This window comes from Deltaproteobacteria bacterium, assembly GCA_022340465.1.
GTDB lineage: Bacteria > Desulfobacterota > Desulfobacteria > Desulfobacterales > B30-G6 > JAJDNW01.
The window spans coordinates 34,801-57,492 of sequence record JAJDNW010000106.1 but is presented as its reverse complement, the minus strand read 5'-3'; the positions used below and the strand labels follow the sequence as shown (position 1 = coordinate 57,492).

At 55.4% G+C, this 22,692-nt stretch carries 22 protein-coding genes; 15 read left to right on the top strand and 7 right to left on the bottom strand.

The window, feature by feature from the left end; translation table 11 throughout:
* The first annotated feature begins 124 nt into the window (after positions 1-124).
* The 4 genes from LJE94_15555 to LJE94_15540 all read left to right on the top strand — a co-directional run bounded on the left by LJE94_15555 (position 125) and on the right by LJE94_15540 (position 3,362).
* Positions 125-1,183, top strand: coding sequence for a phosphotransferase (locus LJE94_15555; GenBank protein MCG6911521.1), 1,059 nt, complete (start codon positions 125-127; stop codon positions 1,181-1,183).
* Positions 1,180-1,977, top strand: a complete 798-nt coding sequence (locus tag LJE94_15550) for an enoyl-CoA hydratase/isomerase family protein (GenBank protein ID MCG6911520.1) — start codon at positions 1,180-1,182, stop codon at positions 1,975-1,977. The genes LJE94_15555 and LJE94_15550 overlap by 4 nt, the downstream gene beginning before the upstream one ends.
* Positions 1,978-2,083: 106 nt before the next feature.
* Positions 2,084-2,839, top strand: coding sequence for a hypothetical protein (locus tag LJE94_15545; protein ID MCG6911519.1), 756 nt, complete (start codon positions 2,084-2,086; stop codon positions 2,837-2,839).
* A 280-nt stretch (positions 2,840-3,119) separates the two neighbouring features.
* Positions 3,120-3,362, top strand: a complete 243-nt coding sequence (locus LJE94_15540) for a hypothetical protein (GenBank protein MCG6911518.1) — start codon at positions 3,120-3,122, stop codon at positions 3,360-3,362.
* A gap of 78 nt (positions 3,363-3,440) precedes the next feature.
* Here the strand turns inward: LJE94_15540 and LJE94_15535 are convergent, their stop codons facing one another.
* The 3 genes from LJE94_15535 to LJE94_15525 form a co-directional block, all read right to left on the bottom strand.
* Positions 3,441-3,956: a GNAT family N-acetyltransferase gene (locus tag LJE94_15535; protein MCG6911517.1), complete on the bottom strand. Its 516-nt coding sequence runs from the start codon at positions 3,954-3,956 to the stop codon at positions 3,441-3,443.
* A gap of 73 nt (positions 3,957-4,029) precedes the next feature.
* Positions 4,030-5,121, bottom strand: coding sequence for a DUF4388 domain-containing protein (locus LJE94_15530; protein MCG6911516.1), 1,092 nt, complete (start codon positions 5,119-5,121; stop codon positions 4,030-4,032).
* Positions 5,122-5,202: 81 nt separating this feature from the next.
* Entirely contained in the window at positions 5,203-6,528 is a 1,326-nt protein-coding gene (locus LJE94_15525; protein MCG6911515.1) for a DUF362 domain-containing protein, read from the bottom strand.
* 126 nt (positions 6,529-6,654) lie between these two features.
* On the opposite strand from LJE94_15525, the gene ilvD reads away from it, so the two are divergent.
* Both ilvD and LJE94_15515 read left to right on the top strand, forming a co-directional pair.
* Positions 6,655-8,328, top strand: coding sequence for a dihydroxy-acid dehydratase (ilvD, locus tag LJE94_15520; protein MCG6911514.1), 1,674 nt, complete (start codon positions 6,655-6,657; stop codon positions 8,326-8,328).
* Positions 8,329-8,538: 210 nt separating this feature from the next.
* Complete coding sequence (locus LJE94_15515; GenBank protein MCG6911513.1) at positions 8,539-8,790, top strand: hypothetical protein; 252 nt, start codon at positions 8,539-8,541, stop codon at positions 8,788-8,790.
* A gap of 87 nt (positions 8,791-8,877) precedes the next feature.
* On the opposite strand, the gene LJE94_15510 is transcribed toward LJE94_15515, so the two are convergent.
* Positions 8,878-10,329: a sigma 54-interacting transcriptional regulator gene (locus tag LJE94_15510; protein ID MCG6911512.1), complete on the bottom strand. Its 1,452-nt coding sequence runs from the start codon at positions 10,327-10,329 to the stop codon at positions 8,878-8,880.
* Positions 10,330-10,713: 384 nt separating this feature from the next.
* On the opposite strand from LJE94_15510, the gene LJE94_15505 reads away from it, so the two are divergent.
* The 7 genes from LJE94_15505 (at position 10,714) to LJE94_15475 (ending at position 15,372) form a co-directional block, all read left to right on the top strand.
* Complete coding sequence (locus LJE94_15505; GenBank protein ID MCG6911511.1) at positions 10,714-11,064, top strand: cytochrome c family protein; 351 nt, start codon at positions 10,714-10,716, stop codon at positions 11,062-11,064.
* Between the two features lie 15 nt (positions 11,065-11,079).
* Positions 11,080-11,424, top strand: a complete 345-nt coding sequence (locus LJE94_15500; GenBank protein MCG6911510.1) for a rhodanese-like domain-containing protein — start codon at positions 11,080-11,082, stop codon at positions 11,422-11,424.
* Between the two features lie 57 nt (positions 11,425-11,481).
* Positions 11,482-11,739 (top strand): rhodanese-like domain-containing protein, encoded by a 258-nt coding sequence (locus LJE94_15495; protein MCG6911509.1) that lies wholly within the window; start codon positions 11,482-11,484, stop codon positions 11,737-11,739.
* Between the two features lie 93 nt (positions 11,740-11,832).
* Positions 11,833-12,204: a rhodanese-like domain-containing protein gene (locus LJE94_15490; protein MCG6911508.1), complete on the top strand. Its 372-nt coding sequence runs from the start codon at positions 11,833-11,835 to the stop codon at positions 12,202-12,204.
* A gap of 16 nt (positions 12,205-12,220) precedes the next feature.
* Positions 12,221-13,855, top strand: coding sequence for a tetrathionate reductase family octaheme c-type cytochrome (locus LJE94_15485; GenBank protein MCG6911507.1), 1,635 nt, complete (start codon positions 12,221-12,223; stop codon positions 13,853-13,855).
* 4 nt (positions 13,856-13,859) lie between these two features.
* On the top strand, positions 13,860-14,504 hold the full coding sequence (locus LJE94_15480) for a cytochrome b/b6 domain-containing protein (GenBank protein MCG6911506.1): 645 nt from the start codon (positions 13,860-13,862) through the stop codon (positions 14,502-14,504).
* Between the two features lie 184 nt (positions 14,505-14,688).
* On the top strand, positions 14,689-15,372 hold the full coding sequence (locus LJE94_15475; protein ID MCG6911505.1) for a DUF554 domain-containing protein: 684 nt from the start codon (positions 14,689-14,691) through the stop codon (positions 15,370-15,372).
* On the opposite strand, the gene LJE94_15470 is transcribed toward LJE94_15475, so the two are convergent.
* On the bottom strand, positions 15,373-16,233 hold the full coding sequence (locus LJE94_15470) for an enoyl-CoA hydratase/isomerase family protein (GenBank protein MCG6911504.1): 861 nt from the start codon (positions 16,231-16,233) through the stop codon (positions 15,373-15,375). It abuts the gene before it with no gap.
* Between the two features lie 117 nt (positions 16,234-16,350).
* Between LJE94_15470 and LJE94_15465 the strand changes: the two genes are divergently transcribed.
* Positions 16,351-17,202 carry a DMT family transporter gene (locus LJE94_15465; protein ID MCG6911503.1) on the top strand — a complete coding sequence of 284 codons (852 nt, stop codon included), beginning with the start codon at positions 16,351-16,353 and terminating at the stop codon, positions 17,200-17,202.
* 72 nt (positions 17,203-17,274) lie between these two features.
* Positions 17,275-19,728, top strand: a complete 2,454-nt coding sequence (locus LJE94_15460; protein MCG6911502.1) for a DNA polymerase II — start codon at positions 17,275-17,277, stop codon at positions 19,726-19,728.
* Between the two features lie 112 nt (positions 19,729-19,840).
* Here the strand turns inward: LJE94_15460 and LJE94_15455 are convergent, their stop codons facing one another.
* Positions 19,841-21,289, bottom strand: a complete 1,449-nt coding sequence (locus LJE94_15455) for a TrkH family potassium uptake protein (GenBank protein ID MCG6911501.1) — start codon at positions 21,287-21,289, stop codon at positions 19,841-19,843.
* On the bottom strand, positions 21,289-22,653 hold the full coding sequence (trkA, locus tag LJE94_15450; GenBank protein MCG6911500.1) for a Trk system potassium transporter TrkA: 1,365 nt from the start codon (positions 22,651-22,653) through the stop codon (positions 21,289-21,291). The genes LJE94_15455 and trkA overlap by 1 nt, the downstream gene beginning before the upstream one ends.
* Positions 22,654-22,692 lie beyond the last annotated feature (39 nt).

Genomic DNA, 22,692 nt, shown 5'->3' with positions numbered 1-22,692 from the left:
ATGACCGCGCTTTCATCACGAAAGCACGAAGGAATGAAAACACGAAAAAAAGATAAAATTCCATGGTGTGAAGATTTCCCGCTGATTGCGGTGCGGGTCTTCAACGGGCAGCGGGAGTCGTACGATGAACGATAAAAAGGAGATAAGGGAGGTCAGGAAAGCACACCGCCTGGACGAAGAACGGCTGGCGAACTACCTCAAGGCGCATCTGGATAATTTTTCCGGATCCCTGAACGTACGTCAGTTCGGCTACGGTCAGTCCAATCCCACCTATCTGTTGGAGGACCTGGAATCGGGTAAAAGCTACGTACTCCGGAAGAAGCCGCCGGGGAAACTTCTGCCTTCAGCCCATGCCGTGGACCGTGAGTACCGCATCATCGAGGCGCTGGGTAAAACGGATGTGCCGGTTCCCGGGGTTCATCTGCTGTGCACGGATGCGTCCGTCGTGGGTACGCCTTTTTATGTCATGGACCAGGTAACGGGGCGCATCTTCAGAAGCCCAATCGTTCCGGAAGCCGGGGATGCCGCCGAGCGGGCGGCCATTTTCGATGCCATGAACGCCACCCTTGCCAGGATTCATTCCGTGGATTGGGAGCGCCTGGGCCTAGCCGACTACGGGAAACCGGGAAATTACATGGCACGCCAGACCGGCAGGTGGAGCAAGCAGTACAGGGCCTCGCAGACCGAAGAGATTCAGAGCATGGAGCACCTCATGGACTGGCTGGCCGCCAACGTGCCGGATGACGACACGACTACCATCGTCCACGGTGATTTCCGGTTGGAGAACATGATCGTACACCCGACCGAACCGAGGATTCTCGCAGTGCTGGACTGGGAGTTGTCAACCCTGGGGCATCCCCTGGCGGACCTGGCGTACAACTGTATGGGCTATCACCTCCCGGCGGGGGAAAAACAGAGAATGGGCTATATGGGGATCGATTTTGCGGCAACGGGCATTCCTACGGAAGCCGCCTATGTGGATGCCTACTGCCGGCGGACAGGCCGAAAAGAGATCCCCCAATGGACGTTTTATATCGCTTTCAGCCTGTTCCGCATCGCCGCCATCGTTCAGGGGGTCTACAAGCGCGGTCTGGACGGCAATGCCAGCGCATCCGACGCCAAAACCTACGGCGAGATGGTCAAGGGATTGGCGGATGTGGCCTGGAACCTGGTGGAAAAATGAGTTCAGATCAACTGCTGGTGGAAAAAGAGGGGCACATCCTCACCCTGGTGCTGAACCGGCCCGAAAAACGCAATGCCCTGACGCCGGATATGCTCGTCATGCTGCATGACGTCCTGCAGCAGTCAAAAACGGAAGATGACACGCGTGCGGTGATCATCAGGGGGGCCGGCGACCGGGCCTTTTCGTCGGGATATGACGTCTCCGCCATCCCCACCCGTGTTTCCCCGGAATTAAAAAATCAACTGCGCGGAAAAAGCCCTTTCGACCTGGCGCTGGACACCCTCGTCAACTACCCTTACCCCGTGATCGCCATGCTCAACGGCTATGCTTTCGGCGGCGCCTGCGACCTGGCCGTGGCCTGCGATTTGCGCATCGCCGCCGAAGATGTCCAAATGGGAATGGTGCCGGCGAGGCTGGGGCTGGTCTACTTTCCGGACGGGATCCAGCGGTTTATCCGCACGATCGGCTGGGCCAACACCAGAGAGATGTTTTTTACGGCCCGCCGCTACAGGACCGGGCGGCTGAAGGAGATGGGCCTGGTCAACTACGTGGTTCCACGGAAGGAGCTAGAAACCTTCACGCATGAACTGGCCGGGGAGATCGCCGTCAACGCGCCGCTTTCCCTCAAAGGAATGAAACGCATCATGAACCTGATCGCATCGTCGCAAAACCTCGACTCCGCCTCCCTCGAGGAGACGCGCACCCTTGTGGAAGCCGCCATGACCAGTCAGGACCTGCAAGAGGGACAGGCGGCCTTTCTGGAGAAGCGGAAGCCAGTGTTTAAAGGGAAGTAGAAACGAAAAAGACGAATTACCAATATCCAACATCCAATAATCAATATCGAAGGGAGGGGCCAATTGGGCGTTGGACATTTAATATTGAATATTGGATATTCGAAGAATGTCAGAATACCGCGCCATGATCTCCTCCGACTGGAACGAATGCCTGGCTCCCTGCGGACCCTTCGACTACATCGCGTTTACCTATCCACACCTTTCAGAGAACCTGGATGTCATTTTCCGCGGTTACACCGGCAACCGGATCAACCTGGAAGCGGCGGTTCAGCAGGTGGTTGCGCTTTTACCGGAGCCGATTACGGCGCAGCAGATGGACGCCTATCTAAAAAGTGCCTTCAGAACGTATACCGGGGTAGCGGAGCTGTTGGCCTGGTGCCGTGAAAGGCGAATTCTGTTCATGATCAACACCACCGGCGCCGTGGGCTACTTCCAACGGGTGCTGGCCAACCGGTTTCTGCCCCGCTTCCCAGCCCTTTCCGCATACCCGGACCCCTGTTTTTCAGCGGAGAGCACCGATCCCGACAGCGTGTACGATCTGTTGCAGGTACAGGACAAAGGGGTCAACACGGAAAAAGTGGGGCGCGCTTTCAACATTCCGCCGCACCGTATCGCGATCATGGGCGACAGCGGCGGTGACGGCCCGCACTTCAAGTGGGCGGCGGAGAACGGGGTATTTCTGGTCGCTAGCATGCCCAAATCGTCTTTGCGGAAGTACTGCAAGGAGGCGGGGTTCCAGCCCGATTACGTGTTTGGCAAATCCTATGACGAGGGCGAGCCCATCGACCGCAACCTGGAAATGGCATACGATTTCATGGCCCTTACCTCGGTTTTTGAAGATAGACTGGGTGCCGGGCAGTGAAAATATGCTGGGCGGCTCAAAGGAAGCGTCTGGGATGACCGCTGCAAATGCCGCTGCGGCTGTGTCGCATAAGATTCGGCGGAGGGCAAAGACAGAGTGGTCTACCACGATCCTGCAGAATATATGATCAAAAATACAAGGGTCGTATGTAATCCTCCTGGTTATGTGGGTAAAACACATCCCGGATTCATCCCGGAGTTTACAATTGATCGGTAGGGCGGACCTGGTACCGGGAGGGGGCTGATGGAACTGCGCCGCAAGCTGCTAGGGGCTTGTCTGTATGTGGATTACGGCCTTCGTCGTCTCACGGGTGGTGGGCGCCTTCGATCCGCACGGCGGACAGGTCACCGTGCTGGACGTGGATGCCGAAGTGGCCCATCCCTACCGCATCGACTTCGATACCTTCTACCGCGGCCTGGCCAGCAACTACCATCACATCCTGCGCCCCTTCGGCTACACCGGGGGTGGGTATGTTTACATTCGTCTGGAACGTAAAAGGAATCCTTTCGATATGCAGCCTTGAACCGAGCGAGCGCATTCCCTGCAGCTTGCTTCGGGGAATCTTCATAATATCAGGGACGGCCTCTAATTCGAGTTTCAATCAATCCAATGTCAGCTTCCAGCACTCCTCGGTGAGGGTTTTTCCCCAGACCTGGCTGACCTTGTTTTCCGTCAGTTGGAAGCCTGCTTCGGCATAAAGGCGGCGGGCGACATGCAGAAAATCGATGGTCCAAAGGATGATGGCCCGGTATTCCTGCTCCCTGGAAAAGCGGATCGCCTCCTGCACCAGTTGCTTGCCGACGCCTTTTCCCCGTTCCCGGGGTTCCACGATCAGCCAGCGCAGCTGAGCGGTTTGGTCATCATGGCGGACGGCGGCGATCGAGCCGGCAAAGCCGCCCCGGACCTCCGCGAGCCACAAGCGCTCCCGCGGTGTCAATTTTTGGATGAAATTGCCCATGCCCAGCGCCACGTAAGCGTCAAACTCGTGATTGAATCCGTACTCGCGGGCGTACAGAACGCCGTGACGGTGGATAACCATGCCGATATCTCCGGGGCGGTGGTTCCGCAGGGTTACCGTGTGTGAAGGTTTTTTTTCGGGGTCTGCTTTTTCTTTCATAGGTTGGATTGTGCTCGCTTATCGTTTGTAAAAGATCGGCCTTGGTGCTTTTCTCCCATAGCCGACGACACGTTTAAAGTTCGGCCAACCGGTCTTCTATTTTGTCGAACAGCTCCTGGGTGGCCGTCTGGCCGATGAAGCCCGGCAGTTTTTCCAGAAGGTTGGAGATGAAGGCGTTGAAGGTGTCCATGAGGCAGCCGAGCTGCTTTTCGGGAGCTACTTCAGCCATTAGAACGTTGGTGATGCCGTGAACATTGGTGGCGATAGGATCGTGCAAACTGAATTTTTCCATCAGGATCGATTGCCATGGATAACGACACGGTTTGCAGGCGTCGAAAACCTCCATGATCTGGCGCCCCAAGGCGGGCTTTGTCTGTTTGTAAATGGTGTCGAGAATGTCCGTGTACGTTTTAACCACGGGGTAGTTGCGATTCTCTTCGGCTTCGAAACGCTGGGGGTCGTCTTTCCGGTGTTCGATCAACCCTGAGGAAATCAGGGAATAATAGGCTTTGTAGCAATGAAACTCGTCTTCACCACAGGCCTTGATCACTTCCCTGACCGTCATGCCTTTGGCTGTAAGCTCCAGTACCCTGCGCTCGAGGCTGTCCAGTTTCAAGGCCTCTTTCTCCCCGGTCCGCGCCGCAAGCTTGAAGCGCATGCGGTCATCGGAAATCTGTTTGACGAGGACGGACATTTCGTCGATGCGGCGGGTGGCCTGCATGAGGATTTTCATGATGTTCAAGTGGGGAATGATCAGGTCGTCGGTGTCGAGATCGCAGTCATTGTAAATGAAGCTGCCGGCTTCCCACATCAGCATATCCAGGATGATATCTTCCGCCTGCCTGTCTATGAAACGGTTGAGGGTACCTTCTTCTATCAGATTTTCGTCAACCAGGATTTTTCCCAGGGGCTTAGTCTTCCGGGTGGCTATAGCAAGGCATTCTTCGAGCTGCTCTCCGGTAATCACACCGTTTGAGACAAGGATGTTTCCCAGGCGACTGCTTTCCCGGAAACCCATGACACAGATGATGCTGCCGTTTTTAATAAAGGTTTTGACTTCGTGCTCCCCCTGGTTCGCCTTGAGTACCCCCGTTTTACGGTGGCTGCACAGAAGCTGCAGGACATCCGCCAGAAAGAGCGTATTGAAATCGCCTTCAATGGTCATGGGTCGTTTTCCTGATTGAAAGACTGTCTTGAGGCCGGTTGCCGGTGTGCTTTGTTCACCTCAAGATTGCAGCGTTGCTGTTCATTCAATTTTGAAATGTTCGGGTTCGAATTCGGGCCTGTCTTTATAGAAACGCATGAAATGCCCTGGAAGCATTTCTGAATTGTTGATGATGTCAGGGTTGATAGCGATACCTGCCTCGTGAAATGCCTTGATAATCTGGTCTTTTTTGGGCGGGCAGCTTTTTACGGGAATCATGTGTTGGATGTTCGGGTTGTCTTTGTTGGCCTTGACCATGCACTTGCCCAACAGGATGGTGTGCTTCTTTTTCGGGTCCGCCAGCATACGTTTTCCCGTCAGCACTTCGACGTCGTCCCAGGGCTCACCTTTCCAAGCGTCCATTATTGCGCTGATGACCGCCCCGTTGATGTTTGCACAATACGTGCACATGGTGAGGTCGTACTTTCGATAGGAGATGCCTCGATATCCCCTTCTGTCCCATGCCGCTGGCATTTCGTCATCGTCCGTATAAGGAAAAAAAGATTCGTGAAATTTAGCATGGTCTTCGATGGCTTCCCCTACGATTTTTACGTCCGACAGGTCCAGCGGCCGGGAGTGGCGCATTCCGTAGTGGGCCAGGTGAGGTACATCCTGCGGTTCATGGCCGAGCAGCAGCGCCCCCACCTTGTCAGCGGCATAGATGTTATTGGAGGCTACCAAAAGATTGCTGCGGTGCATGCGTCCGTCGAACGAGGGGCCGTATTCGGCCGTATAGATCCCGTCTATCAACGTGAAGATCGGCGGCATTTTGTCCGCCAGGTGTGATACCCAGAAATGAAGGTTTCTTTCCGGATCCGCGTTGTGGCAAGCCCTCCTGGAGGGAATGTCGATCAGACCCTTGAGATTTTTGATCCCAAGGCTGACGGCTGTCTGGCTGTGGGTTTTCATAACCGGTAAATCGACGATCAGGTCCGCATCAAAAACATCCTGGTTGAATTTCAGCTCGATTTCGTCTCCAAGATCGACCTTCTTGAAGGGGCGATCGAAAACATTCATGGTTTTTATGCCATAACGTTTGATCAGTTCGTTGTATCCGAGTGATTCGTAGGCATGTGCCGATTGAGCGGACGAGTCTCTAGGATCCGGGGTTACGGATCCCTCGCCAATGGTAATGTCATCCACACCGTTTTCTTTGAGAATGGCGACCACGTCGTGAATAATGCGGCTGGTGGTGATGACGCCATACTTGGGGAATTCAACGACAGTCGACCAGAAGACGATGTTCGGCTTGATGAATACCTTGTTGCCGGGCTTGAAGCGCTCCATCCCGCCGCAGAGATCTATGACGTTGCGAACAGATTCAAGGGGTTTTTCATATTTGCCGACGGCTACGAGGTGTTTGTCCATGGACGTCCCTTTCTGAGTGACGAATAAAAGATGTTTGGTTGATTTTGACTTCTTTAACCTGTTGATGTAATCACTTCTTTGACCCGACTGTCAATATATTTACAACGCTAAACCCAGGAGCAACCCATGAAAAAACGTAGCGATCTCATGCTCGCGGGGTCGGAAAGGGCACCTCACCGATCCCTGTTGAGGGCGGGCGGCTTTTCCGACCGTGAACTGAAAAAACCCATCATCGGCATCGCCAATTCGTTCAACGAAGTCATCCCGGGGCACACCCACCTGGACAAGCTGGCGGAGGCCGCCAAGGCCGGTGTCTATGCGGCCGGAGGAACGCCGGTGGTGTTCAACACCATCGGGGTGTGCGACGGCATCGCCATGAATCACGACGGCATGAAATATTCCCTGCCCAGCCGGGAGTTGATTGCGGACTCTTTGGAAATCATGGCCATGGCCCACCCCTTTGACGGTCTGATACTGATGGCATCCTGCGACAAAATCGTCCCGGGCATGCTGATTGCCGCGGCCAGGCTCGATATACCGGCCATCTTCATTTCGGGCGGCCCCATGCTGCCCGGCAGGATCGAAGGCCGGGAGGCCGGACTGGACAAGCTGTTCGAGGCGGTTGGCCGGTTGAAGACCGGCGACATCGACGAACAGGAACTGCGGCGGTTCGAGTGTGATGTCTGCCCCGGTGCCGGCTCGTGTTCCGGCATGTTTACGGCCAACACCATGTCGAACCTGGCGGAGGCGTTGGGGATGGCGCTGCCCATGAACGGCAGCATCCCGGCGGTGTATGCCGAAAGGATTTGGCTGGCCAAGGAAACCGGCCACCATGCGGTCGAACTGGTAAAAAAAGACCTGCGCCCGCGTCAGATAATGACCCGGCAGGCATTTGAAAACATGATCGCCGTGGACATGGCGCTGGGTGGCTCCACCAACTCGGCTTTGCACATCCCGGCCATCGCCTATTACGCCGGTGTGGATGTTTGTCTGGAAGATTTCGGCGGCATTGCCCAAAAGATTCCGCACTTGACCACCATCGCGCCGGCCGGACCGCACCATGTCATCGATCTTTACTATGCCGGCGGTGTGCCGGCCATCATGGCGGAGCTTCGGAAAAAGGGACTGCTGCACGATGGGCAGATGACCGTAACCGGACAACCGTTGGGGAATCTGCTGGACAGCATTGCGGCCGGCATCCAAGACGAGACGGTGATCCGACGCATCGACAACCCGGTGCACACCGCCGGCGGCCTTGCTGTTTTGAAGGGCAACCTCGCCCCTGCGGGCGCCATCGTCAAACAGGCCGCTGTTGCCGATGAGATGCTGCAACACTCGGGCCCTGCCCGTGTGTTTCAGTCCGAAGACGACGCCTTCGAGACCATCATGGGGGGCGGTATCCACGCCGGGGATGTTATCGTCATTCGTTATGAAGGCCCCAAGGGCGGTCCCGGCATGCGGGAGATGCTGTCGCCCACATCGGCCCTGGCAGGCATGGGCATGGACAAGCAGGTGGCCCTTATCACCGATGGCCGCTTTTCCGGGGCCACCCGGGGAGCAGCCATCGGCCATGTGTCACCGGAAGCCGCCTCCGGCGGCCCCATCGGGATCATTCAGGACGGTGACATTATCGACATCGACATACCCGGCAAATCCCTGAACATCCGGCTGGACGATGCGGAGATCCAAAAACGGCAGTCGGAACTGCCCGAATTTGAATTGAAGATAAAAACCGGCTACCTGGCGCGTTACGCCAGGTTTGTGTCCAGTGCGGACAAGGGAGCGGTTTTCCCCAAATAACAAACGACCCCGTCGATTTGTAGCGACGGGGCCGTTTGTTATGGAACGCGGCTTCACTGCTATTTACATACCCTCATAATCATTCAGCGATCGGGCCTGATTTTTTTCTTGACATCCCGACGATGCTGATTAGGTTTGTTGCGTTTTCCCGTTACATGGGACGTCATCGCCACGAGCGGGTATCCCTGAATTCACCAAAGGAGCTTTGTCATGTATTTTGAGGCCGTGTTCAACCCGTCGGAAGCCATGGATTACAATAACGATGCCAAAAATCTCGCCGGAAAAAGGATTGCCATCCAATCCGGTTGGGTTATCAAAGAAGGGCAGTTCAAGGGACAGGAATGCTATTATGTACCCAACTCCAATATCGGCTGGATTCCCTATTGCGATCTTGACGAGCTCAAACCGGTTCCCTTTGTAAAGTGGAGGGAAATTCACAAAAGCATCGGATACGGTGCATAGATGTTTCCAACGGGTTTTTGTCGTTTGTGATCTGAGCGGTACAAAACATTCAGTAGCCACACGGCCCTGATGTAAAAAAGGGTCGTTTTATTTTTCGGCAAGGTCGTTGATAAGGTCGATGCCGAACCGCCGGATCCACTTCCAGACCGTCACCCGGCTCACGCCCAGCAATTGGGCGGCTTCCGAGCGTCTGCCGCGGGTCTGACGCAACGCGTCGATGAGGGCCTCTTTTTTAGCGGCAGCGGATTTTTTCATGGCCGGTTTTTCCGCCGGAGGTTCCGGGTTCGGGTGTGTATGGGCCGCCAGAGCCCCTTGTGCCGGATGTCCCCGGTCCATCCGGGGGGCGATGCGCTCGGGTTCGGCGCCGACAATCTTGGCCGGCAGGTGGTTGACGCCGATGCCTCCGCTGGGACAAAGGACAAAGGCATATTCGATGGTATTGCGCAGTTCGCGCACATTGCCCGGCCACGGATAAGCAGTAATTTTTTCAATGGCTTCCGGCGTCATCCCCAGGATTTTCTTGCCACTCTTTTCATTGTTGATGCGAATGAAGTGCTGTACGATCATGGGGATGTCTTCAACCCGTTTTTTCAACGACGGACAGTGGATGGGGAAAACGTTGATGCGAAAAAAGAGGTCGTTGCGGAACAGGCCCTTTTCAGTCAACGCCTCCAGGTCTTTGTTGGTGGCCGTCACCACCCGGACATCCACTTTGATGGGCTGGTGGTCACCGACCCTTTCGATTTCTCTTTCTTCCAGAATTCTCAATAGCTTGACCTGGATGGCCGGCGAAATATCCCCGATTTCATCCAGGAAAATAGTGCCGCCGTGGGCCGCCTCGAATCGTCCCACCCTGGCTTTTTCTGCGCCGGTGTATGCCCCTTTTACATGTCCGAACAGTTCGCTTTCCAAAAGGTTTTCGTTCAACGCCGAACAGTTGACCTTGATAAACGGCATCTTTTTACGATCGCTGGCTTCATGGATGGCGCGGGCAACCAGTTCCTTGCCCGTTCCACTCTCTCCACTGATCATCACGGGCGCTTCCGATTGGGCGACGTTTTCCACAAGTTCATACAGGTTCTGCATAACGGGTGACTTGCCGATCAAGCCGTGAAACCCATCGTCCATGTGCAGGCTCCGGCGCAGTCGAGATATTTCGAACTGCTGGGAAACCAGGGTGGACATGTCGGTCAGGGTCTCGACGGCCCCGATAACCCGGTTACTTTCGTCGTAGAGGATGGTGGCGTTTTTAATGACGCTGACCGAACGCTTGTCTCTGTTGATAATCGAGCACTCCTTGACCCGGACATCCCCTTTGGCAAAAAGACCGCACCACTTTTCCGCCTGACCCCGTGCATAGATTTCGCACCCGGTACAGTCCAGCATGCGGCAGGAGTGTCCGACCAGCTCCTTGGCCGTATAGCCGGTCAGGCGCTCGGCGGCCGGGTTTACCGCTATGATGAGGCCATTGGGATCGACCACCATGACGCCATCCTGCAGGGTATCGACGATGGTTTTCCAGTATTTTGACAGGTCCATTGGAGGTATCCTTGTTAACATTGCATCTAAAAAGGTTAACAGATGTAAACATAATGCCTGGGGTTAACAATTGCAAGCGTAACGGAAAATCGGTTCACCGGTTCGATTGTCCTGCTGTTTTCATGACGGCTTGCCGCAGAAATTCTCGCGGGTGTTGGAAGCGTGTCTGTGGTGCCTCGTGTTTTAAGGTTCTGCTTGCCGCCTGGTGAACCGCAGCGTTAACAACTGTTAACCCTATATGGCGACTCGAGGCGGATACATCCTATATAATAAGTTATAACAAGCAGTTATCATAATAACCGACCGAATGGCATACAGGTTGCTACTGGTTGGTTGGCTGAAGAGATCGAGCAACGAACCCAATAAGAATAAAATAAGGAGGAAATGAAAGTGAAAAACAAGATCGTATTGATTTTTATAGCCGTTCTGCTTTCCGTCTGTTTCGTGAGCGCCGGTTTGGCCATGGAAAAAGGCAATAAACGCAAAGGAAAATACCTCTATCGCAAAGTCTGGAAGGCCTGTCATGAACGGGGCGAGATAGATTCCCCCAAACCCAGGCTCAACCCGGATGACCACACCCAGGCCGAATGGGAGGCCATTTTCAACCAAAAGAACTTCAGCGAATTCGGCTGCAAAGAGGAGTGGAGTGCCGCCAGTGAACAGGACCTCGCGGACATCTTTACCCATATGTACGAGCATGCGTCCGATTCACCTACGCCTGCAAAATGTAACTAAACAAAGGAGGATTTCATGACAACAAGAACCAGAAACCGGGTGTTGTCCCTCATGGCCGCCCTGTTGCTGCTGGGCATTGGATGTGCGGGTGCGCCCAAGGGGCCCGAAACGGCCGCGGCGGTGGACACGTCCTGGAGGTTTCATACCATCGTCGACACGGCATTCGTTCAGCAGTATGCCAAGGTACCGGTGCCGGCCGACACGATGATCGTCGATGCCCGTCCCAGAAAGGCCAAGTACGACAAGGGTTACATTCCCTCCGCCGTCAGCCTTCCTGAGAGCAAGTTTGACGAATTGAAGGGCGATCTTCCGGAGAACAGGGAAGCGCTGCTGATTTTTTACTGTCAGGGACCCACCTGAAAGCTGAGTCACAAATCCGCCTGGAAGGCGGAAAAACTGGGTTATACCAACGTCAAGGTGTATGCCGATGGGTTTCCCAAGTGGAAAAGCACCTCCGGCAACTACTACGCTGTTGAAACGGTCGTGGTCAAGGAACTGCTGACCGGCGATGCACCGGTGATGGTCATCGATTCCAGACCGAAAAAGGCCAAGTTCGACAAGGGCCACATCCCCGGGGCGATCAGCATCCCGGACAGCAAGTTCGATGAATTTCAGGGACTTCTGCCTCAGGATAAAAACGTGCCCCTGCTCTTTTACTGCGGCGGCTATACCTGAAAGCTGAGCCACAATTCCGCCCGGCGGGCGGTCGCGCTCGGTTATAAAAACGTATTGGTGTTTGCCGCCGGATATCCGGCGTGGAAAAAGGAGATGGGGGCGGGCACTGCAATTCAGGTGCAGGCCGGTGCCGAGGAAGGCACCATCGACATCGCCACCTTCGAAAAAATCATCAAGGAAAACCCAGACAGCATCATGCTCGTCGATGTCCGTGACGCGGATGAATATGCCGGCGGGCACTTCGCGTCGGCGGTCAACATGCCCACGGATCTTCTTGAAAAAAAGGTCGCCGCACTGCCTGCGGACAAGCCCATCGTGTTTGTCTGTGCCACGGGCGCCAGAAGCGGCGAGGCTTATTACATGTTACAGGACCTGCGTCCGGAGCTGAAAAAAGTGTACTATCTGGAAGCGGAAACAACCTTTGAAAAGGATGGCACGTACACCATTAAAAAGCCTGCATCCTGAAAAGAAGGGAATGGTTATGCAACGACTCAACCACAATGTCGCCGGTGTCTTCACGGCGGTTCTATCGATGTGGGCCGTCCTTTGCCTGGTCTCCCCGGTTTTCGGGGAGGATCAGGCGCCGGGGCGTACCATGGCCCAGCAGGCCACCAGGGACACCACGCCGTGGATCACCACCGATCACAGCAAACACGAGGTGTTGAAGCAGACATTTTCATCTGGGCCGCAGGTCACCAAAGCCTGCGTTTCCTGTCATTCGGAAGCGGAAACCCAGTTCCACAAAACCATCCACTGGACCTGGAAAGGCGGTAAAGATGAAGACGGCGTTCAGATGGGCAAGGCCGCCTATTCTCTGAACAATTTCTGCATTTCCACCAACATGGGGCAGGACAAAGGCTGCCAGTCCTGCCATCCGGGCTGGGGGAAGAAAGCGGAAGCCACCAACTGTTTGGTGTGTCATGGGAGCAAAAAGATCAACTGGAAGGAATCTTTCGAGGATTACAACGCGTTTATGGCGGACGCCGAAAACGACCCCGACCTGAAAGAGATGGCGGACGAACTGCAGGCCGAAATACAATTGGCCGTGCAGAGCGTGGTTCGCCCGGGGCGGCAGAACTGCGGGTCCTGCCATTTCAATGGCGGCGGCGGTGACGGCGTCAAGCACGGCGATCTCGATTCGTCCATGAGCAAGCCCAACAAGGCGCTGGATGTGCACATGGGGCTGGACGGGCAGAATTTCAGCTGCGTGCGCTGTCACACGACCCGGCAGCACAACATCTCCGGGCGTATTTATACGGTGCCGGCCTATACGGACCGCAAAAGCCTGATCGAGGACGACCTCACGTCCAAGATCACTTGCGAGTCCTGCCACAGCAGCACACCGCACCAGGCCGGCTCCAAAGCCAACGACCATACGGACAAGGTTGCCTGTCAAAGCTGCCACATACCGACGTTTGCAAGGGTCAATCCCACCAAAATGTTCTGGGACTGGTCGACGTCGGGTAAAACCAGGGACGGTAAGCCATACAAAACCGAGGGGCCCTACGGGAAGCATGATTATATGAGCATCAAGGGAAGCATGACATGGGAAAAGAACCAAAAGCCGGAATATTTCTGGTTCAACGGTTCCATCCGGTCGCTCTCCGCCGTCGACACCATCGATCCGTCCGGTACGGTTGCCTTGAGCTATCCTCTGGGCGACATGCACGACCGGAACGCACGCATTTTCCCCTTCAAGGTCCACCGGGGTGTTCAACCCTATGACAAGGTAAACAAAACGCTGCTGGCTCCGCTTTTATCAGGCCCTAACGGCTATTGGAAGCACCTCGACTGGCAAAAGGCTCTCGCCCTGGGCTCCAAGGCTCTGGATCTGCCGTTTTCAGGCGAGTTCGATTTCGTACACACCACCTATGTCTTTCCGACGACCCACATGGTGGCGCCCAAGGAAAATGTGGTCAATTGCAGGGAGTGCCACATTCGCGAAGGGAGCCGGCTGGCCGGCATGAGTGGATTTTACATGCCCGGACGCGACCACTGGGGAATGCTGGACGCATTGGGCTGGGTCATGGTCGTCGGTGCGCTGATCGCCGTGACCCTGCATGGCCTGGGAAGGGTATTCTCCAGCAGCAACGGTGGAAAAAAAGGAGGGAAGTGAGATCATGGAGGGCAAGTTGGTTAATACATACCTTTATACGCGTTATGAACGCTTCTGGCACTGGTTGCAGATGGCCTTTATCATCATCCTGCTGATAACCGGTTTCGAGGTTCACGGTCTTATCCGGTTCATGGGATTTGAAACGGCCGTCGAGGTCCACAATACCGTGGGGTTGAGCTGGTTGATCGCCTTTGCCTTTTTCGTTTTCTGGGTTTTCACCACCGGTGAGTGGAAGCAGTACATCCCCACCACCAGGAAAATGTTCTCCGTGATCCGTTATTACGGTTATGGCATATTCAGGGGGGAGTCGCATCCCTTCCCCAAGCGCAAGGAGGCCAAACACAACCCGCTTCAGCGTCTCGTGTATCTGTCTTTGGCGGCATTCCTTCTGCCGTTTCAGATGATTACCGGTTTTCTCTATTGGGGGTACAACCATTGGCCTGCGTGGGGGGTTGAATTTTTGTCTCTCAAATGGATCGGCATCCTGCACATGTTCGGTGCATTCAATATCCTGACCTTTATCGTCGTGCACGTCTATATGACCACCACCGGCCACAGCCTTTCCGCCCACATCAAGGCGATGATCACCGGCTGGGAAGGCGTCGAGGAGGGCGTCATGATCGAGGAGTGGGAAAAGGCCCACAAATAATAACAGATTATTCTTGCACAGCTCGTTGCGCAAAAACAATCTGTTATGAAAAAAATAAAAAAAGCCGGCTCGTTCATTGAGCCCGGCTTTTTTATTTAGGGTGCGATGGGGATTATCGCTTGTCAACTGCGGACGTATTGACTATAGGTTGCGCTTTCAAACATTTGTTCGGAGGAGGAAGTACGTGCTGGGAACCATTGTAAATACGGTTAGCATTATACTCGGCAGCCTGGTCGGGCTGTTTTTCAAGGGAAGAATACCGGAAAAATACAGCCGGACTATTACGCATGGCCTGGGCCTTGCGGTAATTTTGATCGGCATCAAAACGGCGCTGAACACCGATGCCATCCTGATCGTCATCGTCAGTATGGTGCTGGGCAGTGTTATGGGAGAGTTGCTGCGCATCGAAGAAAGGCTCGATCGATTCGGCAATGCCCTGGGCAGACGGGTATCAAAAAACGGCGCCGGGATTTCAAAAGGGTTTGTGAGCGCCAGCCTGCTTTTCTGCGTCGGGGCTATGGCGATCATCGGTTCCATGGAAAGCGGCATGACCGGCAACCATCAGACCCTGTTCGCCAAATCGATCCTCGATGGCATCAGTTCCGTTCTTTTCGCTTCGACCCTGGGAATCGGTGTTGTTTTTTCCTCCGTTTCGGTGTTTATATACCAGGGGTTTTTAACCCTCACCGCATCCTCTATCAAACCCTATCTTTTGCCCGAGGTGGTTGCGCAAATGTCGGCCGTCGGCGGGCTGTTGATTGCGGCCATTGGCATCGGTCTGCTGGAAATAAAAAAAATCAAGATCGGTAACATGCTGCCGGCGATATTCATCCCCCTTGCCTATCAGGCGCTGAAGCACGTCTTTTAGCTATGACACTTCGAACTTGCGCTCCCGCCACCAGGGGTAGTAGTCGGGCATGTCCTTACTGGGCTTCATGGGAAAGCGTGCAGGCCGTTTTTCCAGAAATGACATGACCCCCTCTTTACAGTCCTCACGGGGAAACATGTAGTCCAGCGACCGCGATTCCAGTATGTGCATTGCCATGGGGTGGTCTTCCCCCAATCCTTTCCAAAGCATCTGCCTCGCAAGGGCCGTCGAGATGGCAGAGGTGTTGTCGGCTATCTCGGCAGCCACCGAAAAAGCGGTTCTCATCAGCTCATCCGGCGGCACGATGCGGCTGACAAGCCCCATGTCCAAGGCATCTTTGGATGAAAATATTCTGCCGGTGAGAATCAGTTCGGATGCCGTGCTTATGCCCACGATCCGCGGGAGAAAATAGGTGGAGCAGCCTTCCGGCACCACACCGCGACGGTTGAACACGAATCCCATCTTGGACACGTTTTCGGCAGCCAGGCGCACATCCATGGCCAGCGTCATGGTCATGCCGACACCCACGGCCGGACCGTTGATGGCCCCGATGACGGGCTTTTTCATATCGAACATAGCCAGGGTGGCGCGGCCGGCCGTATCCCGGCGCACGTTTCTTTTTTCGCCGTTCTTCTTGTCGACACTGAATCCGCCGGAGCTCAAATCGGCGCCGGCGCAGAAGGCCTTGCCTGCGCCCGTCACGACCACGACGCGTACGTCGTCATCTTTTTCGGCCTCACCGAGGGCATGGATCAGTTCATCCGTCATGGTAACGGTCCACGCATTCATCTGGTCCGGCCGGTTGAGGGTAATCAGGGCAATGCGGTTTTGAATGTCGTACTTGATCTGTTCGTAACTCATCCTGGATTCTCCTTTTTTATGATCGAGGCCAATCTATCAATTTTAAAATCGATAAGACAAGCACTATTATGCTTGATCCCTCTTGCATGGTGGCGATGAAAAGACGTATGCATAGGTATGATGAATCCCATACTGCCGCCAATTCTGTTGACGATGTTTGCCCTGGTCGCCTTTGCCGCCAATTCCATTCTCTGCAGGATGGCGTTGGGGGATGCGGCCATCGATCCGGCCAGTTTTGCAACGATACGACTGCTATCCGGGGCGGCCGTGTTGTGGCTGACGGTGAGAGTCACCTCCAGGAGCAATGCTGCCGACCGCCCGGGAAACTGGGTGTCGACGGCCATGCTGTTTGTTTATGCGGCGGCATTTTCTTTTGCGTATGTCAGCCTGGACACCGGCATAGGCGCCTTGATCCTGTTCGGCTTCGTGCAGGCTACCATGATAATCGCGGGGATTCTCCGCGGTGAAAGGTCACATGTGTGGGTTTGGTGCGGTTTGGTGATCGCTCTTGCCGGCCTGGCTTATCTGTGCCTTCCCAACGCGGAAGCGCCTTCGCTCCCGGGCGCCTTCCTCATGGCCCTGGCCGGCATTTCCTGGGGGGGCTACTCCCTGCGCGGTTTAAGGGTCGAGCGGCCCGCAGCGGTAACTGCCGACAACTTTATGAAAAGTGTGCCCCTGGCCGTGGCTTTCAGCTTGATTCTGCTGCCGACATGGAATCTGTCCACCAGAGGTGTTTTGCTGGCCGTTTTCAGCGGGGGGCTGACGTCGGGGATCGGCTACGTGGCCTGGTACGCGGCCCTGCGGCACCTTTCGGCAACCCGGGCGGCCATCCTGCAACTGCTGGTTCCGGTTATCGCCGCTGCGGGAGGCGTCGTGATTCTGTCGGAACAGGTCACCCTGCGCCTTGCACTGTCGGGGGCGCTGATTCTCGGCGGCGTGGGGTTGGCGTTGAGAGGCCGGGAGCGGTAATCCGGTCAGACGGTCAATTGACCCCAGGCCGTGCCCTTGTCAAATTCAGACCGAGCAGCTGGACCTTTGTCTATGGACCAGGAAAATATATTCCGGGGCTACATCCTGAGCCGGGAACACCGGGAATCCAATGGCCGGCACCGGCTGGTTTATACCGGCATCAGCGACCGCGGTCCCTTCAGCATCGCCATTACGGATAACCGGCCGCTCTTTTTCGTTCGACGGGATGCGGTTCTTCCCGAGGGGTTCGTCGACGGCCGGCGCCACCGGGTCGACCTGGCGGATTTCGAGGGCCATCCGGTGGATGCCCTCTATTTCGACACCCAGCGCCAATTGTCATGGGCACGCCAGCATCTCGAGTCCGCTGGGATTCGAACCTATGAAGCGGACATACGTCCGGAAGAACGATACCTGATGGAACGCTTTATACATGGGAGCGTTGTTTTCGAGGGGCCGCCCGCACCCGTCGGCCCCCCGTTTCAGTTTACCGATGTCCGTATGCAAAACGGCGATTTCAGGCCGGAATTTTCGATCCTGTCGCTGGACATAGAAACCGGTCAGACAGGTGAACTCTATTCCATCGCCTGCCACTTTAAGGGGGCCGATACCGCAAATGGGCATCCCGCTTCGGCGGGTTTTGTGGAACACATGTTGGTCCTGATGCGGGACCCCGGGGTCGGGGAGGGGTATTTGCCGCCTGCTTCCGAGAGACCGGGCAGCACCGGTGGCAGCGAAGCGGCGTTGAAGGGCTCCGTTTTTATGGGCCTCCCGGGCGAACGGCTTCCCGCAGGTGGCTGGATGGTCCGCTTCCCGGGTGAAAAGGATCTTCTCGAAGCGTTTCTGGTGGTGATGAAAAACCTGGATCCGGATGTTATCATCGGCTGGCATGTGATCGGGTTCGACCTTCTGTTCCTTGAAAAAAGATTCAGGCGTTACAATCTGCCTTTCAGCATCGGCAGGTTCGGTCGCATCGCCCGGGTGTGGGAGGTCCGCAAAGGCGTATTTCGGGCGGACATATGTGGCCGGGTCGTCATCGACGGGCCCCCGGGCTTGAGGGCCGCTTTTTACCGTTTCGACAATTTCCGATTGGAGACCGTCGCTGCGGCTGTACTGGGGCATGGAAAGACGATCGACGAAGAAACGGACAAGGTGGCGGAAATCGAACGGCGGTTCCAGGAGGATAAAACAAGCCTTGCCCATTACAATCTGGAGGACTGCCGGCTGGTGTCGGATGTTTTTTCGAAAACCGGTCTGATCGATCTGACCTTCGAACGGGCAATGTTGAGCGGTTTGCCCATGGACCGGGTCGGCATGTCGGTGGCGGCCTTCGAATTTTTCATGCTGCCCCGGATGCATCGCCACGGTCATGTGGCTTCCAACGTCCAGGATGTAGACAGCAAAGGTTCGGCTGCGGGCGGCTGGGTTTTTGTCAAGGCTCCGGGATTTTACGAGCATGTCGCCGTCTTCGATTTCAAAAGCCTGTACCCGTCCATTATCAGAACCTTCAAAATCGACCCGTTGTCCAGGCTGAAGGCCCATGAAAGCCCGCTGTATACACCGGTGGGCATTCCCTTTTCCAGAACCGAGCACGTTCTCCCGGCGCTGGTCTCAAAACTGATTGCCCGGCGCGAGCTGGCCAAGCGGGATGGAGACCCGCATCTCTCCCAGGCCATCAAGATTTTGATGAACAGCTTCTACGGTGTCATGGGAACACCGGGCTGCCGCTTCTACGATCACCGATTGCCGGCGGCCATCACGGGAACCGGGCAGTGGGTGTTGAAGCAGACCCGCGAGCACCTTGAAACGCTGGGATACAGCGTGTTGTATGGCGATACCGACTCCGTGTTCGTACGGCTCAAACAGGAGGAGTGGCACGATGCCCATGCCGCTGCCGGTCGCCTGGTTCAAAATATCAACATTTTTGTCGCCGACAAGGTCAGAAAAGAGTTCGGCGTGGAGTCACGCCTGGAGATCGAGTTCGAGCGCCATTTTGAGCGGCTTTTCCTCCCTTCCCTCCGGGGCGGCGGCGAGGGGGCCAAGAAAAGGTATGTCGGTATGGTACACGGGGAAGAGAAGGATGAACTCGTGTTCACCGGCCTCGAATTCGTCCGTTCAGACTGGACCCGCTTCGCCAGAAATTTTCAATACGAGCTGTTCGATCGTATTTTTCACGAACGGGAGGTGGAAGGCTGGATAAGGACGGTGGCCGCAGATCTCAGAAATCGTGTCTACGATGGAGATTTGATCTATACCAAGCATCTCAGGAAGTCCCCCGGCGATTATATCAAGGGTGTCCCCCCGCATGTGAAGGCGGCCCGCATGTTGGGTAAAGCGGCCGAAGGAATACGCGAGATCCGGTATGTAGTAACCAGGCGCGGTCCTGTACCGGCGGCGCTGCCCCACGGCGATCTCGATTATGGTCACTATATCGACAAGCAGCTGAAGCCGATTGCCGATGCCGTACTGCAGTTTTTTGACCGGAGCGTCGATGACATACTCGGCGGCCGTCAGCTCGAATTATTCTAAGGTGAAGCGATATACTAACGAAAAGATCACCGTTGCTGCCGGGTAGAGGCCTATCATTTTTTTGTTAGCGGCGAAGCTGCGTTTCATAATAATTTGGCACAAATTATTATTTTTACTTCCTCCAGAACTCGGGTGCCAGAAAGATGATCACCGTGTAGATTTCCAGCCGACCCAAAAGCATGCACCATGCCAGCAGCCATTTGCCCGCAGCCGGCAGTCCGGCATAATTGCCCACCGGGCCGACGTGCCCGAGACCCGGGCCGATGTTGCCGATGGATGCAGCCACCGCGCCGATGGCGGTGGAAAAGTCAACCCCCATTCCGGCGATCAGGATCGTACAGATCACAAACAGCCCCACATACAGGGATAGAAAGCCGATAACGCTCCTGATGACGGCATCGGGAACCTTTCTGCCGCCGATTTTTATGTGAGTCACCGATTGGGGATGGATCATCGAAAAAATTTCCCGATAGCAGTATTTGAACAGCAGAATCACCCTCAAGATTTTTACGCCGCCGCCCGTTGAACCGGCGGACGCGCCGATGAACATGCATGTCAACAGAATGAGTTGCGACATGGCCGGCCATTGAAGATAGTCGGCGGTGGCAAAACCGGTGGTGGTGATGATGGAGGTTACCTGAAAGGCGGCGTAACGTATGCTTTCGCTCAGGTGGTGATATACCCTGCCGTGAAGGTCGATGCTGACGACGGCTATCAGCACCGCCAACAGTATCAGGAAAAAGCGGCATTCCACGTCGCGCCAGAAAACGAGCGTTTTGCCGCGCAGAAATTGGTAGTGCAGCGTGAAATTGATACCGGCAAAGATCATGAAAATGGTGAAGATCGTATCGAAGTAGGGGCTCTGATAGTGGGCAATGGAAAGGTTGCGCGGTGAAAAACCGCCGGTGGGCATGGTGGTAAATGCATGGCAAATCGATTCGAACAGGCTCATGCCGCCGGCCAAAAGAAGGGCGACCATGGCGATGGAGAACAGGAGGTAGACTTTCCAGAGAAGGGCCGCGGTTTCCTTGATACGGGGCTTCAGTTTGTCCGGAACGGGGCTGGGGACTTCGGCTTTGTAAAGCTGCATGCCTCCCACCCGCAGAAAGGGAAGGATGGCGATGGAAAGCACAATGATGCCCATCCCCCCCAGCCATTGAATCAGGCTTCTCCAGAACAGAATGCCATTGCCGGTGCTCTCGATGTTTTCCAGGATGGACGCACCGGTGGTCGTGAAGCCGGACATGGATTCGAAAAAGGCGTCGGTGACGGTGCAGGCCTCGATTCCCAGGAAGAAAGGCAGGGCCCCGAAGGTGCTTGCGGCGACCCATCCCAGCGTAACGATGGCCATGCCCTCGCGGGGCCTCAGCGAATCGATGGTTCTGTCCCTGAAGCCGAAGTACAGGGCGGCCCCGCAGAAAGCCGTGATGACGGCGGAGAAAAGGATGGGCCTCGCGCTTCCGTCCCGATACCAGAAACTGACGCTGAGGGTGGTAAGCATTGCCATGGCGAGAAAGAGGATCAGCAACCCCACTGAAGAGATGATGTAGCGCCAGCGCATTAAAAGAACTCCAGCTTGACCGTCAGAAATTGTTCGATTTTGGGAACAGCCTGTCGTTTGGCAAAAATGATCACGCGGTCGCCGGGATGGACGACGCTGTCGCCCGATGGAATGATGATATCCTCCTCGGTGATGATACCGGCCAGGAGGGCCTCTTTGGGGAAGGAAATGTTCCTGAGGGGTTTTCCAACGATGCTGGACGTTTCCAGAGCAACGGCCTCGATCACCTCGGCCTGCTCGCCCTTCAGGGTGATGTCCGACAACACCTTTCCCTTGCGGATATGTTGTAAAATGGAATTGATGGCCGACAGCCGTGGGCTGACGATGCGGTGAAGGCCGATGCTCGCCATCAGGTTAAAATAGCTGAACCGGTCGATCTTGGTGATTGTTTTGGAAACCCCCTTCTGCTTGGAGAGCATCGAGACGAGAACATTGGTCTCCTCGTCGTTGGTCACCGTGACAACAGCGTCCATGTCCTGGATGTTTTCGGCCATGAGGATGTCCTGGTCGGATCCGTCGGCACAGAGCACCAGGGCCCTGCCCAAATTTTCCGCGAGCAAGGAACAGCGTTTCGGGTCGCGCTCGATGATTTTGGTGTGAACCGATTTCTTCTCCAGTTGCTGGGCAAGGCGGTAACCGATGCGCCCGCCTCCGACGATCATCACCCTTCTGAGCTCTTCCCTGTCTTTGTCGAACATTTTCAATGTGTTGGTCAGCTGTGCATCCGTACAGATGAAATAGACCAGGTCCTGGTTCAGCAAGCGGTCCCTGCCGCTGGGGATGATGAGTTCTCCATTGCGGACGATAGCGGTGATCAGGGGTGGTTTTTCACCCAGTACGGTGGCCATGTTCTCGAGGCGGACATTGTCGAGCCGGGAACCTTTCGCCAGCAGGATTCCGGCAAACTTGAGGCCGCCGTTTTCGAACTCCCCGGCGTCCACGGCTCCCGGCACCGTCAGAAGCCGTTCGATGGTTTTGACCACCTCGATTTCCGGGTTGATAATGCTGTCGATATGGGGCGGGCGATTGTGAAACTGTTCGTGATAGCTGTCCCAGACGGCTTCCCGAAGACGGGCCAGTTTTTTGGTTGACGGGGACATGAGATTGGCGACGAGGCAGGCCACCAGGTTGGTTTCGTCGCTGTCGGTCACGGCGAGCACGATTTCCGCGTTCTTGAGCCCGGCCTCCTCCAGAATTTCGGGATTGCTTCCGGAGCCCATGACCGTCTGCACATCCAGTTGTTCGGAAACGCGCAGGAGCGATGCCTCACTCTTGTCGATAACCACGACATTCTTGTTTTCCGCACTCAAACGGCTGGCGATGTGAAACCCGACTTCACCGGCACCGATAATGATGATCTTCATCTTGATTGCCTTATATTTTTGTGACCGCTTTAACCATCC

Coding starts and splice junctions, on each gene's coding strand:
- LJE94_15555 (MCG6911521.1), top strand. CDS start 125: ATGAACGATAAAAAGGAGATAAGGGAGGTCAGGAAAGCACACCGCCTG.
- LJE94_15550 (MCG6911520.1), top strand. CDS start 1,180: ATGAGTTCAGATCAACTGCTGGTGGAAAAAGAGGGGCACATCCTCACC.
- LJE94_15545 (MCG6911519.1), top strand. CDS start 2,084: ATGTCAGAATACCGCGCCATGATCTCCTCCGACTGGAACGAATGCCTG.
- LJE94_15540 (MCG6911518.1), top strand. CDS start 3,120: ATGTGGATTACGGCCTTCGTCGTCTCACGGGTGGTGGGCGCCTTCGAT.
- LJE94_15535 (MCG6911517.1), bottom strand. CDS start 3,956: ATGAAAGAAAAAGCAGACCCCGAAAAAAAACCTTCACACACGGTAACC.
- LJE94_15530 (MCG6911516.1), bottom strand. CDS start 5,121: ATGACCATTGAAGGCGATTTCAATACGCTCTTTCTGGCGGATGTCCTG.
- LJE94_15525 (MCG6911515.1), bottom strand. CDS start 6,528: ATGGACAAACACCTCGTAGCCGTCGGCAAATATGAAAAACCCCTTGAA.
- ilvD (MCG6911514.1), top strand. CDS start 6,655: ATGAAAAAACGTAGCGATCTCATGCTCGCGGGGTCGGAAAGGGCACCT.
- LJE94_15515 (MCG6911513.1), top strand. CDS start 8,539: ATGTATTTTGAGGCCGTGTTCAACCCGTCGGAAGCCATGGATTACAAT.
- LJE94_15510 (MCG6911512.1), bottom strand. CDS start 10,329: ATGGACCTGTCAAAATACTGGAAAACCATCGTCGATACCCTGCAGGAT.
- LJE94_15505 (MCG6911511.1), top strand. CDS start 10,714: ATGAAAGTGAAAAACAAGATCGTATTGATTTTTATAGCCGTTCTGCTT.
- LJE94_15500 (MCG6911510.1), top strand. CDS start 11,080: ATGACAACAAGAACCAGAAACCGGGTGTTGTCCCTCATGGCCGCCCTG.
- LJE94_15490 (MCG6911508.1), top strand. CDS start 11,833: ATGGGGGCGGGCACTGCAATTCAGGTGCAGGCCGGTGCCGAGGAAGGC.
- LJE94_15485 (MCG6911507.1), top strand. CDS start 12,221: ATGCAACGACTCAACCACAATGTCGCCGGTGTCTTCACGGCGGTTCTA.
- LJE94_15480 (MCG6911506.1), top strand. CDS start 13,860: ATGGAGGGCAAGTTGGTTAATACATACCTTTATACGCGTTATGAACGC.
- LJE94_15470 (MCG6911504.1), bottom strand. CDS start 16,233: ATGAGTTACGAACAGATCAAGTACGACATTCAAAACCGCATTGCCCTG.
- LJE94_15465 (MCG6911503.1), top strand. CDS start 16,351: ATGATGAATCCCATACTGCCGCCAATTCTGTTGACGATGTTTGCCCTG.
- LJE94_15460 (MCG6911502.1), top strand. CDS start 17,275: ATGGACCAGGAAAATATATTCCGGGGCTACATCCTGAGCCGGGAACAC.
- LJE94_15455 (MCG6911501.1), bottom strand. CDS start 21,289: ATGCGCTGGCGCTACATCATCTCTTCAGTGGGGTTGCTGATCCTCTTT.
- trkA (MCG6911500.1), bottom strand. CDS start 22,653: ATGAAGATCATCATTATCGGTGCCGGTGAAGTCGGGTTTCACATCGCC.